The sequence below is a fragment of the Lutibacter holmesii genome (assembly GCF_042679665.1).
GTDB lineage: Bacteria > Bacteroidota > Bacteroidia > Flavobacteriales > Flavobacteriaceae > Lutibacter > Lutibacter holmesii.
Genome location: NZ_JBHTMV010000001.1, coordinates 131,232 through 146,636, shown reverse-complemented (window position 1 = coordinate 146,636; position 15,405 = coordinate 131,232). Strand labels below are relative to the sequence as shown.

At 30.2% G+C, this 15,405-nt stretch carries 11 protein-coding genes; 2 read left to right on the top strand and 9 right to left on the bottom strand.

From position 1 onward, the window contains the following. Positions 1-82: 82 nt before the first annotated feature. On the bottom strand, positions 83-1,282 hold the full coding sequence (locus tag ACFQ5N_RS00600) for an aminotransferase class I/II-fold pyridoxal phosphate-dependent enzyme (RefSeq protein ID WP_386806856.1): 1,200 nt from the start codon (positions 1,280-1,282) through the stop codon (positions 83-85). Positions 1,283-1,436: 154 nt separating this feature from the next. On the opposite strand from ACFQ5N_RS00600, the gene ACFQ5N_RS00595 reads away from it, so the two are divergent. Continuing rightward, the gene (locus tag ACFQ5N_RS00595; RefSeq protein ID WP_386806854.1) at positions 1,437-1,901 is read left to right on the top strand and encodes an Lrp/AsnC family transcriptional regulator; all 465 of its coding nucleotides are present in this window, start codon (positions 1,437-1,439) and stop codon (positions 1,899-1,901) included. A 70-nt stretch (positions 1,902-1,971) separates the two neighbouring features. Here the strand turns inward: ACFQ5N_RS00595 and ACFQ5N_RS00590 are convergent, their stop codons facing one another. The 7 genes from ACFQ5N_RS00590 to ACFQ5N_RS00560 all read right to left on the bottom strand — a co-directional run bounded on the left by ACFQ5N_RS00590 (position 1,972) and on the right by ACFQ5N_RS00560 (position 11,365). Further along, on the bottom strand, positions 1,972-2,610 hold the full coding sequence (locus ACFQ5N_RS00590; RefSeq protein WP_386806852.1) for a YceI family protein: 639 nt from the start codon (positions 2,608-2,610) through the stop codon (positions 1,972-1,974). A gap of 98 nt (positions 2,611-2,708) precedes the next feature. After that, positions 2,709-4,724 (bottom strand): transglutaminase, encoded by a 2,016-nt coding sequence (locus ACFQ5N_RS00585; protein ID WP_386806851.1) that lies wholly within the window; start codon positions 4,722-4,724, stop codon positions 2,709-2,711. A gap of 5 nt (positions 4,725-4,729) precedes the next feature. Further along, positions 4,730-6,643 (bottom strand): DUF3857 domain-containing protein, encoded by a 1,914-nt coding sequence (locus ACFQ5N_RS00580; protein WP_386806849.1) that lies wholly within the window; start codon positions 6,641-6,643, stop codon positions 4,730-4,732. A gap of 50 nt (positions 6,644-6,693) precedes the next feature. Further along, positions 6,694-7,146 (bottom strand): D-aminoacyl-tRNA deacylase, encoded by a 453-nt coding sequence (dtd, locus tag ACFQ5N_RS00575; protein ID WP_386806848.1) that lies wholly within the window; start codon positions 7,144-7,146, stop codon positions 6,694-6,696. 3 nt (positions 7,147-7,149) lie between these two features. Continuing rightward, a complete protein-coding gene (gene rsgA, locus ACFQ5N_RS00570) occupies positions 7,150-8,088 on the bottom strand; it encodes a ribosome small subunit-dependent GTPase A (RefSeq protein ID WP_386806846.1) in 939 nt (312 codons plus the stop codon). An 84-nt stretch (positions 8,089-8,172) separates the two neighbouring features. Beyond that, entirely contained in the window at positions 8,173-8,994 is an 822-nt protein-coding gene (locus ACFQ5N_RS00565) for a DUF4249 domain-containing protein (protein ID WP_386806845.1), read from the bottom strand. A gap of 4 nt (positions 8,995-8,998) precedes the next feature. Beyond that, positions 8,999-11,365 carry a TonB-dependent receptor gene (locus ACFQ5N_RS00560; protein WP_386806843.1) on the bottom strand — a complete coding sequence of 789 codons (2,367 nt, stop codon included), beginning with the start codon at positions 11,363-11,365 and terminating at the stop codon, positions 8,999-9,001. 240 nt (positions 11,366-11,605) lie between these two features. Between ACFQ5N_RS00560 and ACFQ5N_RS00555 the strand changes: the two genes are divergently transcribed. Beyond that, positions 11,606-12,058, top strand: a complete 453-nt coding sequence (locus ACFQ5N_RS00555) for a hypothetical protein (RefSeq protein ID WP_386806842.1) — start codon at positions 11,606-11,608, stop codon at positions 12,056-12,058. A 39-nt stretch (positions 12,059-12,097) separates the two neighbouring features. On the opposite strand, the gene ACFQ5N_RS00550 is transcribed toward ACFQ5N_RS00555, so the two are convergent. Beyond that, positions 12,098-15,391 (bottom strand): VCBS repeat-containing protein, encoded by a 3,294-nt coding sequence (locus tag ACFQ5N_RS00550; protein WP_386806840.1) that lies wholly within the window; start codon positions 15,389-15,391, stop codon positions 12,098-12,100. Between the last annotated feature and the right edge of the window lie 14 nt (positions 15,392-15,405).

Genomic DNA, 15,405 nt, shown 5'->3' with positions numbered 1-15,405 from the left:
ATACGGAAAAATCAATCTTATTGCAAAAAAATACCCCATTCCTTACAAAAATGGGGCATAATATTAAAAAAGTAACATTTATTTACAAAACACCTACTTGAGCCATACATTTTCTCATAGCTCTATAGGTTCGTTCTATATCATTATCCAATCCTATTGAAAAACGAATAATTCCGTTGGAAAGACCCATTTTAAGTTGTTCTTCCGCAGGAATTTCAGAAGATGTACTTGTACCCGGCGCACTAAATAACGTTTTATAAAAACCTAAACTCACTGCTAAATATCCTAAATTTTGGTTTTGCATTAATTCCATTAATTCATTGGCTTTTTCTAAATTCCCAACATCAATAGTTAAAATTCCTCCAAAGCCATATTCTTTATTATACATAGATTTAAACAGATGGTGATTTGGATGACTTTTCAATCCTGGATACACAACTTTCAATCCGTCATTTTCAAAATTTTGTGCCAAATACAACGCATTTTCACTATGTTTTTTCATACGAATATGCAATGTTCTTAAATTTTTAAGCACACTTGCTGCACGCAAACTATCCATTACCGGGCCCAATAACATTGCTGCTCCGTCATTTACATTTCGTAAACTATCAATAAATTTTTGAGAACCACAAACAACTCCACCAACGGTATCATTGGTTCCATTAATAAATTTTGTTAAACTATGAATGGTAACATCTGCACCTAATTTTTGAGGTGAAATTAACAATGGTGAAAAAGTATTATCAACTACTAGCAATACATTGTGCTTTTTTGCAATTTTTGACATTTCGGCAATGTTTGCAATCTCTAAAAGCGGATTGCTAATTGCTTCGCAATAAATCATTTTTGTAGAAGGTTTTATAGCTGCTTCAATGGCTTCCAAAGATGTAATATCTACAAAGGAAGTTGTAATGTTTAATTTAGGTGCAAAGTTTTTTAAAAAGGCATAAGATCCACCATAAATAGTTCTGCTTGATACAATATGATCACCAGCACCACATACTTGCAAAAACACCGAAGTAATTGCTCCCATACCTGAAGCTGTAACATTTGCTGTCTCTGTAAATTCCATAGCTGCCAAAGCTTCACTTAAAAACAAGTTACTTGGACTGGTATGACGAGAATACAAATAACAACCTTCAGCGTGCCCTTCAAAAGTATCGAGCATTGTTTTTGCGTGTAAAAAAGTATAAGTTGCCGAATCTGATATTGAAGGATTTACACCTCCAAATTCTCCAAAATATTGTAAATCTTGAATATTATTTGCTGGTTTGTTGCTCATAAGAATAAAATTTATCTTATAAAATTAACTAACACCAAACTACAATGCTGTAAAAATAACTTTAAACAGCAATAACAACCAATATTAAGTGAAATAACAAAATAAAAAACTGATTTACACTTCGTTTTTTCTTAATTTTAGAAAAATTTACTTTATGAACAACTTAGATACTGTAGATCAGCAAATTTTAATGCTGCTTCAACAAAACTCAAAAATGAATATTAAGGAAATTGCCTTAAAAGTTGGACTAACCGCATCACCAACATACGACAGAATAAAACGTTTGGAAAAATCAGGAATTATAACCAAATATATTGCTGAAATTAATAGAGAAAAAGTAGGTTTAAACTTGGTGGTTTTTTGCCAAGTAACTTTACACGTACATTCCAAAAAACTAATTACACAATTTGAAACTGCTGTTGAAAAAATGCCAGAAGTACTTGGTTGTTATCATATTGCTGGTAATTTTGATTACCTATTAAAAATAGTTACTCCTACAATACAAACCTACCAATACTTTCTAAAGAACAAGTTATCTGTTTTAGAATCTGTTGCAAATGTGCAAAGTAATTTTGTTATGAGTACTGTAAAAGAGAATTCAGCACTTTATATTGCATAAAAAAACTATCTAAAAAGAGTCTAACAATTTCAACTCTTTTTAGATAGCTTTTCTTAAAACTTCTATTTAATTATTTAGATGCTTGAACTTTGAATGAAATTTCAAATTCATCATCAATAAATTTATCTTTTAAATCATCAAAAATAGATTTTGATTTGTACTCAATTCCAAATTTTGTTCTATCAATTTTAAAAGTATCACCAATAAATTCAATTCCTGATTCAGTTTCAGCTAACACCGCCGCAAACTCAATAGGTTTTGTAATTTCTTTAATAGTTAAATTTCCTTTTACAGTTGCTCCTTCAACACTTGTAATTGCGAATGAAGCCGTAGGATTATTTTCAACATCGAAAAAATCTTTATTTTTTAAATGACCAACTAATTTAGCATTAGATTCTTCTTCCGCAGGAATATCTAAAACTGTAATAGCTGTCATATCAAATGTAAAACTACCACCAGTTAAAGCTCCTTCAGAAACAATAAGACTACCTTCTTTAATAGCAACAGCGCCATCATGAGAACCAGTAGGTTTATAACCTTTCCATTTTAATGTTGAAGTTTCCGTGTTAGCAACATAAGTACCGTTTTCAACTTTTGAAGTTTCTGGTGCTGTTTCAACTACTTTATCAGTAACTGTTTCTGCTTTTTTATCATTTTTACAAGCAATTAAACCAACTCCTAAAACCAATATTAGAATAAATTTTTTCATTTTTCGTATTATTTTAATTAGTAAATCATGCAATAGTACATATTTACAAAAGAAACCTACAATTTTATACGCAGATTTAATAATATTTTAACGAATAATTACGGAGCTGTTGTTTTCTCTAATACTATTTTTTCTGAATTTTTATTTACAATTAAATTGTAAAAATCTTTAATCTCTTTATAATTTTGTGCAGGATAAATTGCGGCATTAATTTTCAATTGTGTTTGTACGTTTATTTTATTTCCACTTGCAATTATTTTATACAGATATACGCCATAATTATTTGGCAATGCAATTGCCAATTTCTCAGGAACAGAAACTATTGAATATCCTTCAGGGATTGTAATAACCACATTATCTTTTTCAAAAATTGGCGTTCCAAAATCAATTGGGTATTCTCTGTTTTCTAACTTAAACGGATTTACAGTTTTTGCATTGAAAAAAAGTGGGTTTAAATAAATTTTATTCCCTATTTTATCTATCAAGCTTTCAGAAGTAAACTTATACATTTCAACTACGGGTTTATAGCTGTTTTCTTTATGCTGAATTTTAAAATCACCAACTTCAATACCACTAAGCTTAGCCTCAATTCTAGCAATAATTTCTTCATCTTTTAACTTTGCTTTTGAATTTCTATAATCTTGTGCATTTAAATTATTGTACGATACTCTGCACATTCCTGTAGCATCTCCTTCTTCATCAAATGACACCATCAAATTTGTATTTTCAGCTGAAGGAGCTGAGGCTCCTAACTTCACTGATTTTGAAGTTCCATCTTTTCTAATTAATCGTCCATTCCAATTTAAATCTCTTAAAGGCAAATTATTAGGTGTACTATACGGATCTGTTGCATCTAATAACACCAAACCACTTTCTAATTCTACCGCAGCAATAACAAAATTAAAACCATTAATTGTTGGGTATAACGGAATTCCGTGAGCACGAGTGCTTAAAATTACTGGGTTTGCATTAAAACCTGCAAAGTTTAACATTGAAACCAAATTTAAATTGATATCGGCAGCATTTCCAACACCTTCTTTATAAGCTTTTTTGGTTCCATTAGAAGTTGAAATTCCAGCATAATCATTCCAAGTTATTTTGTGTTTTACCAATTCAAAAATGGCAGTTATTTTTTCAGCATCTGTTTTAGCTGCAGCTAAAACAGCTTCAACATCATCTTCAAAATGGTTTGATTTATAAATTTGATTTCTAAAATCTGAGTCTTTATAAATTGATTTGGTAACATCATCCCAAGTATTTGAGAAATATTCAATTGGTTCATTTGGCCAATGCAATTCAGAAAACTCATATTCCATTGCAGCACTGTAATTATCAATATTGTTTACATATGGCTCTTCAATAATGGCAGGAATATTTTCTTCATCGTAAGATTCAATGGTTACAATATAATCAATTTTAGACTGTGAATACTCTCTTGTAGTTGTACTAACAGTTTCAATTCTATGTGTATTATTAAGAGTAATTACACCACTTTTTGTGCTCACTTTTGGAACTATTGTAAAATATCCTTTTGATAATTTTTTATATTTAAAATACTCTGGAGTTTCTATATTAATTTGCATCTTTTTCACAGGTATTCCATATTGAAATTGTAGATCATCAATACCTCTAAAAGGTGAATTAATTTTGTATTTCCATTCTACAACACAACCTTCCTTTAGGTTTGGCATCGTAAATTTTTGTTCAACCCAATACTTGTTAATTTCTTCATTAAAAACCTCTTTTTTCTCTAAATTACTTTTTGAAATCTTTCCGCCTTCTAAGTTATAAGTTACTGCTTTTAAATTAGCAACTTTTTCATTATTAGATCCTGATTGATACAAATTGATTTCTTTAGTAGCCCAATCGTAACCTTCACTATTGTATATTTTTATACGCTCGTGCATTTCAGTAATAACCTGAAAACCCATTCCTTGCACATAATTAAAATGTGTTCTCCGCTTTTTAAATAAAATAACAGCATTTGCTGATGAATCCTTCTCATAAAATTGTTCTTGCAATTCTTGCTTTGAAACTTTTCCAAACTTATAATCTTGGGCAATTAAAGTATTTGTTAGGCATATAATAGCAAGTGTGTATAAAATCTTTTTCATCTTTTTTAATTTTTATTTTTTAAAACAATTTTTGAGTTATCATATTTTCTAATACTTTTTCTAAAGGTTCTGTACAAATCATATTCTTCTTTTGGGTACTTTCCTTCATCAATTCTAATGGTTCTTTTGTACACATAATTATGTGCATCAATTTTTGAAATTTCAATTGAATATTCTCCATATTTAGATGCTATTACTTTACTTTCAGGAACATATACTACTTCTAAAGTTGAAGGAAGTGTAATTTTAATTTCATCTACATCTGTATAACTTTGAGAAATCTCAAAGGGTAATTTTCTGTTTCTAATTCTATTTGGAATGGATAAACTTCTATTAAAAGCATTTATTGGAATTAGCATCTCATCTCCGCTAATAGTTGCATAATTTGTGGCAGAAAAAGCTATTTCTTCTTCAAAAACCATAGCTTCTCTATTATTAAAAACTTCAATTTTAGAAAATTGAATATTGTTTATATACGACAAATAATCTTTGAATAAAGTTTCTAGTTCTTTTTGACTTGCACCATCGTTTCGCATTAAATTATCCATATACTGCGTTCCCTTTGAATCAATTTTCACAGATGCTTTTATGCTTCCGGCAGCATCAATTTCAAAAGTTCCAGTGGTTAGTTGATGGTTTTCTTCAGGTGCATAAACTTTGGTATGCTTAATAACACCGCCTTGTGGAGTTATTACAAGTGCATCTCTATCATCAGTAAAATCACCCAAATAACCAAAAGGCACTTTTTGATTGGTACACTCTAACCAAATATCACCAGTGTCTGTTGGTAAATTTAAAATAATATGATTTCCTTGCATTGAGAAAAAATCGCTCTCAATATTCTCATTATCATCACCTGCCCAAATAACCGTATAATAAGATTCAACATCAACAGCATCTAACAAGGTTTTTGTATAGTTTGTTAGCCCTTTACAATCTCCATATCCCAATCTATGTACTGTATTTGCAGGAATTGGCATCCAACCACCTATTCCAACTTGCACACTAATATAACGGGTTCTCTCTTGTACATATTTATAAATAATTTTTGCTTTTTCAATAGGATCATCTACACCGCTCACTAAATTAGTAACTTCCATTTTAGTAGTTTCTAAAATTTGATCGTTACCAGCTTTTAAATAATCGTATTGCCATTTTCCAAACTCGCTCCAATTTGAAGCTTCGCCTTTAATACCTTCTAAACTAAATTTATTTAAACCTGTAATTAAAACTGGCGTTATTTGTGATAGTCTTGGGCTGTATGCTTCTTTTTTTATGGCCGGAATATTTTCAATTTTATACGATAAATTATATGCTGAAGTTTCCTTTTCAACAGTAAAATCTTCAAAATTAAACTCCTTAAAACGAACGTTCAATCCTTCTTTAGAAATTAACTTGTACGAACTGCTTTGCACCGCAGTAACATAGCTACTTATTGGGTTCCAACCCGGAACAAAACCTGTATTTATTGTTTCTACTTCGTATTCTGAATAAATTGTATATGGGTATGCAGTTGGCACATATCTATAATACAACACTCTACTGTCTCCGTACAAAGTACTACCATCAACAGCACTAACCTCTTCAAATTCTTTAATTTTTATTTTTTCAATTTCTTTACCACTGGCATCATAGACATATGTTTTAATTTCTTTAATTTTTTGATTTTTATCAAAATTTACCGAAACATATTTATGTCCATCTCCAAATTTATTTAAAACGGTAACTGCCTTTTTTACGCGAACAGTCATTTTGTTTTGCGCAAGAATTTGAACGGAAAGTTCTTGAAATCGAATTACAGCGTTGGCATTTTCTTTAAGGTTTTCTGGAATTTCTGAAACACTAAAATTATAGTCTTGTGAATATAAAAGTGTTGAAAATAACAGAAGAAATATTGGGGTACTTATTAATCTCTTCATTTCATTTTTTTACACTCTAAATGTATAAAAAAAAGATTAATTACTCCTGTTTAATTTCTGTTTTTTGAATCGATTATAATAGTAACCGGACCATCGTTTAAAAGTTCAACTTTCATATCAGCTCCAAACTTGCCTGTACCCACTTTTTTACCAATTTGAGTTTCAAAATTTAAAATAAATTGCTGGTACAACGGAATTGCAATTTCAGGTTTTGCAGCATTTAAATAAGAAGGTCTATTTCCTTTTTTTGTACTTGCTTGTAATGTAAACTGACTAACTATAATGGCATTTCCATCATTGTCAATTAATGATTTATTCATAACTCCGTTTTCATCATTAAAAATACGAAGATTTGCAATTTTTTTTGAAAGCCACTCAATATCTGTTGTATCATCTGCAGGATGAATACCTAACAAAATTAATAGTCCACTTTGTATTTCACTTACCTTTTCGCCTTCAATTGTTACAGAAGCTTTTGAAACTCTTTGAATTACTGCTTTCATTGTTTAACTATAAATGTCTACTCTATAATGTTCTTCATCACCTTCAACCATTTGCAAATAACTATTGTAGCGAGATGCTGCAATTTCACCCGTTTCTAAGGCGTCTTTAATAGCGCATTTAGGTTCGTTTATATGCATACAATTATTGAATTTACAAGAAGATTTAAGTTTAAAAAACTCAGGGAAATAATCGGTAATTTGCTCAGGTTCAAAATCTACCACTCCAAAACCTTTAATTCCTGGTGTATCAATTATAAACCCACCAAAACTCAATTCAAACATTTCTGCAAAAGTAGTGGTATGCATACCTTGTTTGTGTTGTTTTGAAACCTCTTTGGTTTTTAAATCTAATGTAGGTTCAATGGCATTAATTAAGGTGGTTTTTCCTACTCCAGAATGTCCAGAAAACATTGTAGTTTTATTTTTCATTAACTCTTTCACCTCATCAATTCCAATATTTTTGGTTGCTGAAATGGCAATGCATTTATAACCAATATCAGTATAAACAGCATCTAACTCTGCCAATTTATCTAACTCTTCATCAGCATATATATCTAATTTATTAAATAAAATTACTGTTGTAATGTTGTAAGCTTCAGCAGTAGCTAAAAACCGATCTATAAAACCAGTAAATGTTGGTGGATTATCAATAGTTACCAATAAAAATGCAATATCAATATTAGCTGCAATTATATGTGTTTGTTTTGAAAGGTTTACAGATTTTCTAATAATGTAATTTTTACGTTCTAAAATTTCGTGAATTACACCAGTATCTTTTCCATCTTCATAGTCAAAATTAACCGCATCGCCTACAGCAACCGGATTGGTACTTTTAATTCCCTTAATTCTAAATTTTCCTTTTAACCTACAATCTAATCGGTCTCCATTTTCTTTACAAACAGTATACCAACTTCCTGTAGATTTTGTTACAATTCCTTTCAAATTTTTATTTATTTTGAACTAATACTCACAAAGATAACAAGTTCATACAAACTACTTCCTTTTAATTTAAAATATACCTATAAACTATTCTATAAATGTAATAGATTCCTTAGCAACTTGTGTTAACCTAAAATATCCGTACGCATTATTTTCAGGATTTGAAGTATTGATACAGTTTCCTTTTAATTGTGCTGGTATAGTTGCAAAAGGACCTCCATCAGATGCTTGTTCTATTAACAAACGAATATAATTATAATATTGCTTAGATATTCCAAACAACTGAATATCAATCATATCCCCAACAACAAACTCTTCATCTTCATAAAAAATTGACATTTGATTACCGTCCGTAAACTCATCAGAGATATCAAACAATTCAGCTAAATAACCTCCTTTTCGCTGAAATTTCATTAAATAAAAGTTTTCAATTCCGGCAGGATCCGTAAACAACACATTTACTTCCAACGCATCTTTATCAAAACCTTCATCAATTGATTGGTATACCTCATCAATAGCAACAACAGGCATTAATGTTTCTGTTGCGGTGTACGTTTCATTGTTATACACAACTTCCAAATCATATTCATTGTTTACAACAGGTTTAAAATTATAGGTTCTATAGCTTCCATTATTTTGATTGGTGAAATTAAAAACAGCACCCGTAGCATTATTTGTAACTTTTACCGTTGCATTGGTTACCGGGTTTAGTTGGTCTTCATCAAAATAAGGTGTTGATAAACTTAAATTAATTGTTTGCACACTACCAGTTGTGCCTTTTTCCCAATCAATTGAAGCTTCAATTACCAATTTTGGGGCTGCTTCTGGCACTTCAACTTCAATAACATCTGTACACGAAGTAAGCAGTATTCCAACAAATAATAAGCCTAGTTTTATAAAAGTATTCATTGTTTTAAAATTTAAAATTATAACTAGCCGAAGGAACAATACCAAAAATTGCTGTTCTTGTTGCCTCATTAGCGCCAGTTTCAGCATTTTGCCCAAACGAAATTGCTGCTGCATTTTTTCGGTTATAAGCGTTATACACGCCAAAAACCCATTCTCCTTTCCATTTCCTATTTGGCTTTTTGTTAGGTTTATAGGTTGCAGAAACATCTAACCTATTATAAGAAGGTAATCTATCTGAATTTCTATTAGAATAACTTGCAATAGATAAACCTTCATACATATATTGTCCGTTTGGATAGGTTACTGGACGACCGGTTTGATACACAAAATTGGCCCCAAAAGACCATTTATTATTTAAGTTATATGAAGCTGTAATTGAAAAATCATGTGTTCTGTCATACGCTGAGTTGTACCAATTTCCGTTATTAATTCCTGGTCCTCCGGCTGCACCACCTACTGTTTTTTGCTCACTTTTAGATAATGTGTACGAAAACCAACCTGTAAATTTCCCTGTAGTTTTTCGCAATAAAAACTCTAAACCATAAGCTCTAGATTCTCCATTTAAAATTTCACCTTCAATATTATTATTTCCTATTAAATCGGCTCCATCAATATAATCAATTCTATTATCAACCGTTTTATAATAGGTCTCTACTTCAACCGAAAATACATCGTCTTTAAAGTTTTTATAATAACCAACTGAATATTGATTAGACAATTGCGGATCAACATATTGTCCGCTTGGTGTCCAAACATCTACAGGAGTTACATTTGTGGTGTTTGACAATAAATGAATGTATTGTGCTGTTCTTGAAAAACCAGCTTTTAAAGATGATCTATTATTCAATTCAAAAGCCATTGCCAAACGTGGTTCAAAATTATTGAATGTTGCAATTTTATCACTTTTTGAATAGTCTGTTTCACCTATGATGGTTCCTGTTTCATAAATACCTAGTTCTTCATTATAAACAACAGGTAAATCATTTTCATACAATGCCATTGTTTGCCCTCCTAAACGATTAAACATACTAAATCGTAAACCATATTCTAACGAAAACCGCTCACTAACTTTATGCTCGGCACTTGCATAAAACCCGGCTTCAAACGCTCTTTTTTGATCAAGTTCAAAATAATTTATTGAAGATGTTGCACTTGTTGGACTAATAACTCCCGGATTAAAATCATACGAAATAAGACTTGCTCCAAAATTTAACTTTAAAGCATCAGTTGCATAATAATTAAAATCGTACTTCAAATTGTAATTTTTAATGGAAGATTTCCAGTTGAACTCAAACAATTTTAGGGCAAATTCATAATCATATTTACTATAAATAAATGACAGATTTGAAAATAACTTATCGCTAAAAATATGATTCCACCTTAAATTTCCTGAAAGGTTTCCGTATGAATTATCAAAACTATCTGAAAACTGCATATCATCTCTTCCAAAATAACCAGACACATACAGCCTATTATTTTGATTGATACTATAATTCCCTTTCAAGTTTAAATCGTAAAATCCAACACCAATATCTTCTTCCATTAACGGCAAATATAAATTAGCATACGATGTTCTACCAGCAACAATAAATGAACCTTTTTCTTTAAAAAGAGGAGCTTCAATAGCCAACCTACTTGAAATTAATCCAACTCCACCAGATAGTTTAAACTGTTTACTATTCCCATCTTTTTGACGCACATCTAAAACCGAAGAAACTCTACCTCCAAACTTTGCAGGAATACCACCTTTGTACAATTTTATATCTTTAATAGCATCGGCATTAAAAACAGAGAAAAATCCAAATACGTGAGAAGTATTGTAAATTATGGCCTCATCTAACAATACCAAATTTTGATCTACTGCACCACCACGAACATTAAAACCACTTGAGCCTTCGCCATTATTGGTTACTCCTGGAAGCATTATAATTGTTTTTAAAATATCAACTTCGCCTAAAACAACTGGCACTTGTTTTATAGTTGCTTGGCTTAATTTAAGCACACTCATTTGTGGCTTTTTTATATTCACGTTTTCAGAATCGCTAGAATTTATAACAACTTCGTTTAGTTGAGTTGAATTCACTTCTAATTCTACATCTAATTTTTGATCTGTAGTAAGATCTATTTCTTGTGAAACTTCTTTGTAACCCAAATACGAAATTACTAAGGTGTAGGTTCCTTTTGGTGCAGATAACGAATAGAAACCATATTCATTACTTAGTACCCCAACATTTGTGTTTTTTAAATATATAGAAGCTCCAAAAAGGGTTTCTCCGTTGCTAAAATCTTTTATGGTTCCGTTAATTGTATGACGTTCTTGCCCATACAAAAAAGACGAAAACACAATGAGTAATAATGTAATTTTTTTCAAACTTAACGTTATTTATTTACCTGATTAATTGCGTTATAAACACCTAAAATTACTATTTATTGCAAGTATTTACACTTAAACTTTCAAAAATATAGAAGTTGGTTTCAAATAAATCATGTTAACTGTTAAATTACTCCTATTTTTAGCAAAGATAAATTCTACGTACTTCACAATTTCTTAAAAAAGTAAAAACCTTTTTATAAATCTAATTATATTTGAAAGAACTTAAAATAAATAAAAATGAAAAAAATAGTATTAATTGCTTTATTGTTTGTTGTAGCTGTTGCTGAAATGAATGCTCAAACTTATGAGTATAAAATTGTAACAAGTATTGAATCTGTAGTTCCAATGGGATTAGGTAGGTCTCGAATTATTTCAGAAGATGAAGATAAAAATTATCAAGATTTTACCACAGAAAGATCTGAAGAAAGCAAAAAACAAAACAAATCAAAACGTGGAGATGCTAAAGTTGACAATTTTGAAGAAACTAAATTGGTGAACTTTTACAGTGCTGCTGGTATTAATTTTCAAAATGTGGCTTCAAATGACGCTTTAATTTCTTCTAAAATAAACACCATGATTAGTGAAGGTTGGGATTTAGCTTTTGTTACCAGCGCAGTTGAAAGTGATGGCGGAAAAGGAGATGGAAAAGGTATTTTTATTACCCGTTTTATTTTTAAAAAATTAAAATAAATGATTAATAAAAAAGAGGAAGTTAAAGCTTCCTCTTTTTTATTGTTTCAATTTTAAAATTGTAAGTGCACTATTTTTATTCAAAATTAGCACGTGCTTTTGGTTTCCTATAACAATATGTTTTACTGCTTTCGCTTCTGCATTATTAAAATAACTAGTATCATTTAAATACTTAAATCCTCCAGTTTTACTACCTAACAACACGTACCCTTTTGAAGCATCGTACCTTATTGTTTCCACTTCGGCTTCGTGAATATTACCTACACCAAAAACATCTGCAATACCATCATTATTTATATCAAAAACGGTTGTAGTTAACGTTGGACTAAATTGCGCTTGAATTGGTAAATTTTCAATTTCAAAATTTCCATTTTGCTTATTTCTTAATACAAATGATTCCATTTTATGCGCCATAAAATGCGTGGCATTATTTAATTTATCTTTTCCATAAATATCAGGCAATGTTAGTGATGCAAATTCTTTAAACGATTTTACTTTTTTATTTAAAACAGGAACTTGTTGTGATGAACACTCTTTACCTCTTAACGGTAAAAGTGCTCCTGTTTTTGAAACCTTACTTAACACAACATCAAAAGTGGTATTACTATCTAAATAATCGGCATAAATATGTAATGGTTTTTTACTTGTTGGGTGAAACTTATTATTAGTTCCCCAATTACCAATTATATAATCTTTAAAACCATCATTATCAATATCTGTTTCTGTAATACTTTGATACCATCCGTTTGTATTGTTTAAAATAGGTAGCTCTTTTTTAATAAATTCTGAATTGATATTTTCAAAAACAATTATTGGCATCCATTCACCTACTACAAGTAAATCTAAATCGCCGTCGTTATCAATATCTGAAAAAATAGCATCATTCACCATTTTTACATCTTCTAATCCTTTTATTTTATTTGCTGTTACATTTACAAAATTTCCGTTTCTATTTTCTAATAAAGTTGAAGGTTCAGACAATGGATATTTTCCATGAACTACCCTATTTCCTATAAACAAATCTAGATCACCATCATTATCAAAATCGGCAGTTGCAACTACTTTTGAATTAGAAAACAACTTGGGTAAATTGGTTGATTTACTATAATTTCCTTTTCCATTATTTACATACAATCTATCTTGTAACAAAGCACTACCTTTTGTAATTTCATAACCTCCGGAAGTAACATACAAATCTAAATCGCTATCATTGTCAACATCTAAAAAAATAGCATCAGTATCTTCATAAATCTTTTCTTTTTGAAATAACCGTTCATTTGTCCTAGTAAAATTTCCATTTTTATTTTGAACAAATAATGATGCCTTTGAACCTTTTGCGTTACCAACAAAAAAATCATCTAATCCATCATTATTCACATCAGCAACCGCTATTGGCGAACTTATTTCTGATTGCTTTTGAGGTAACAACAACTGCAAATCAAAATCATTAAATTCATTTTCTTTTTGATGATAATGAATCCCCAAAGTTGCAGGAACCACATTTTCAAACAATGCTTTGTCTTCGCTTTTTATGTTGAAAGCATTAGCTGCGTTTTTATAATGTAACAATAATTCTTGATTTGCTTTTACAGCGGTTATTTTTTCATTTTTGCCATTTGGCCAAACTACTAAAACACTATCAACATCGGCGTGATTTCCCAAACCAAAAATCAATTTATTTGAAACCGAAGATTGAAAACCTCTGCTTACATATACTTCTTTTGATTGCTGTAATTCTTGGGCAAAAACTGTAACCTTCACTCCAATTCCGTTTGTATTTGTTTTTGGACCTTCAACAGAAAAAGATATAAAATTGTGTTTGGCATTATTTTTATATACACTAGCTTTAGCTCCTTGATTATTCACAACTAAGTCTAAATCTCCATCATTATCCAAATCGGCATACACGGCTCCATTTGAATTTATTTTCTCTTGTAAGCCCCAATTTTTTGTTTGGTTTGAGAATGTTAAATCATGATTATTTTGAAAAATGTAATTACTTAATTTATTAGAAGGCATCATATTTATGGCTTCATCTAAGGTTACCTTTTTTCTGTTTCGAATATTTTTTTTCATCTGATTTCTAAAATCTTGATTAGACAAATCATGCTCAATTCCATTGGTTACAAATAAATCTTGAAATCCATCATTATCAAAATCAGCAATTAACGGCGCCCAACTCCAATCTGTTTTAGCAATACCAGCCAATTGACCAATTTCACTAAAAGTTCCATTACCATTATTTAACTGGAACATATTAGACATATATTGATGATGATAACCGGCATTTACAATACTCCAAAAATTATCAGTACTCATTGTAGCCATATTCTCTTTACCTCTAATATGATCTTCAGCCATCATATCCAACACAATTAAATCTGGTTGTAAATCATTGTTCAAATCAGCAAAATCAGATCCCATACTGTTGTATGGAATATGATTAAAATAGTTTAAAATTTCATTTTCAAAAGTACCATCACCTTTATTTAGGTATAAAAAATCGGGTTCTAAAAAGTCATTTGCCACATAAATATCTGGCAAATTATCATTATTAAAATCGCCTATAGCAGCACTTAAACCCCAAGCTTTATTTTCTATTCCTGCCTGTTTTGTAATATTTGTAAATTTTGCACCATCATTTCTAAATAATTGATCTGAATTGTATGGTTGTAAGTTGTTTTGAATTCTTGTATCAATTATAGTATTATTTTGAAAATCTTCACGATGATTAACCAAATACATATCTAAATCATTATCCTGATCAAAATCAAAAAAGTAAGCTTGTACTGAAAACCCAAAATGATCTAAACCATAAGCTGCAGCACTCTCTTTAAATGTGTTGTCTTGCTGATTGATAAAAAGCTTGTTTTTTCGTAATTCATGATTTTTTAATGAGCCGGATTTACAAACGTATATATCTAAAAAACCATCATTATTTATATCAATCATAGTAACTCCGGTAGTCCAACCTTCGGCATCTTCGGTTGCGGAAGTTTTAGTAATATCTTCAAACTTAAAATTACCCTTATTTAAGTATAATTTATTTGATTCTTGATTTGATGTAAAATATAAATCTTGTAATCCATCATTATTAATATCTCCAACAGCAACACCTCCACCATTATAAATATAGGAATAGTTGATAAAATTAAAGTATAAGTTTTCTTTTACAGTATTTGTAAATTGAATGGTTGTTGTAGAATTGTCAACAAGTGAAAATAGCGGTTGCTCAATTTCTATTGCAGTATCTTTTTCGGTTGAATTACAAGCCGAAACTAAAACCAACATCAATACTAAAAAAAAAATATTACACCTTGAGGTTGTTTTCATTTTAGAACTTTTTT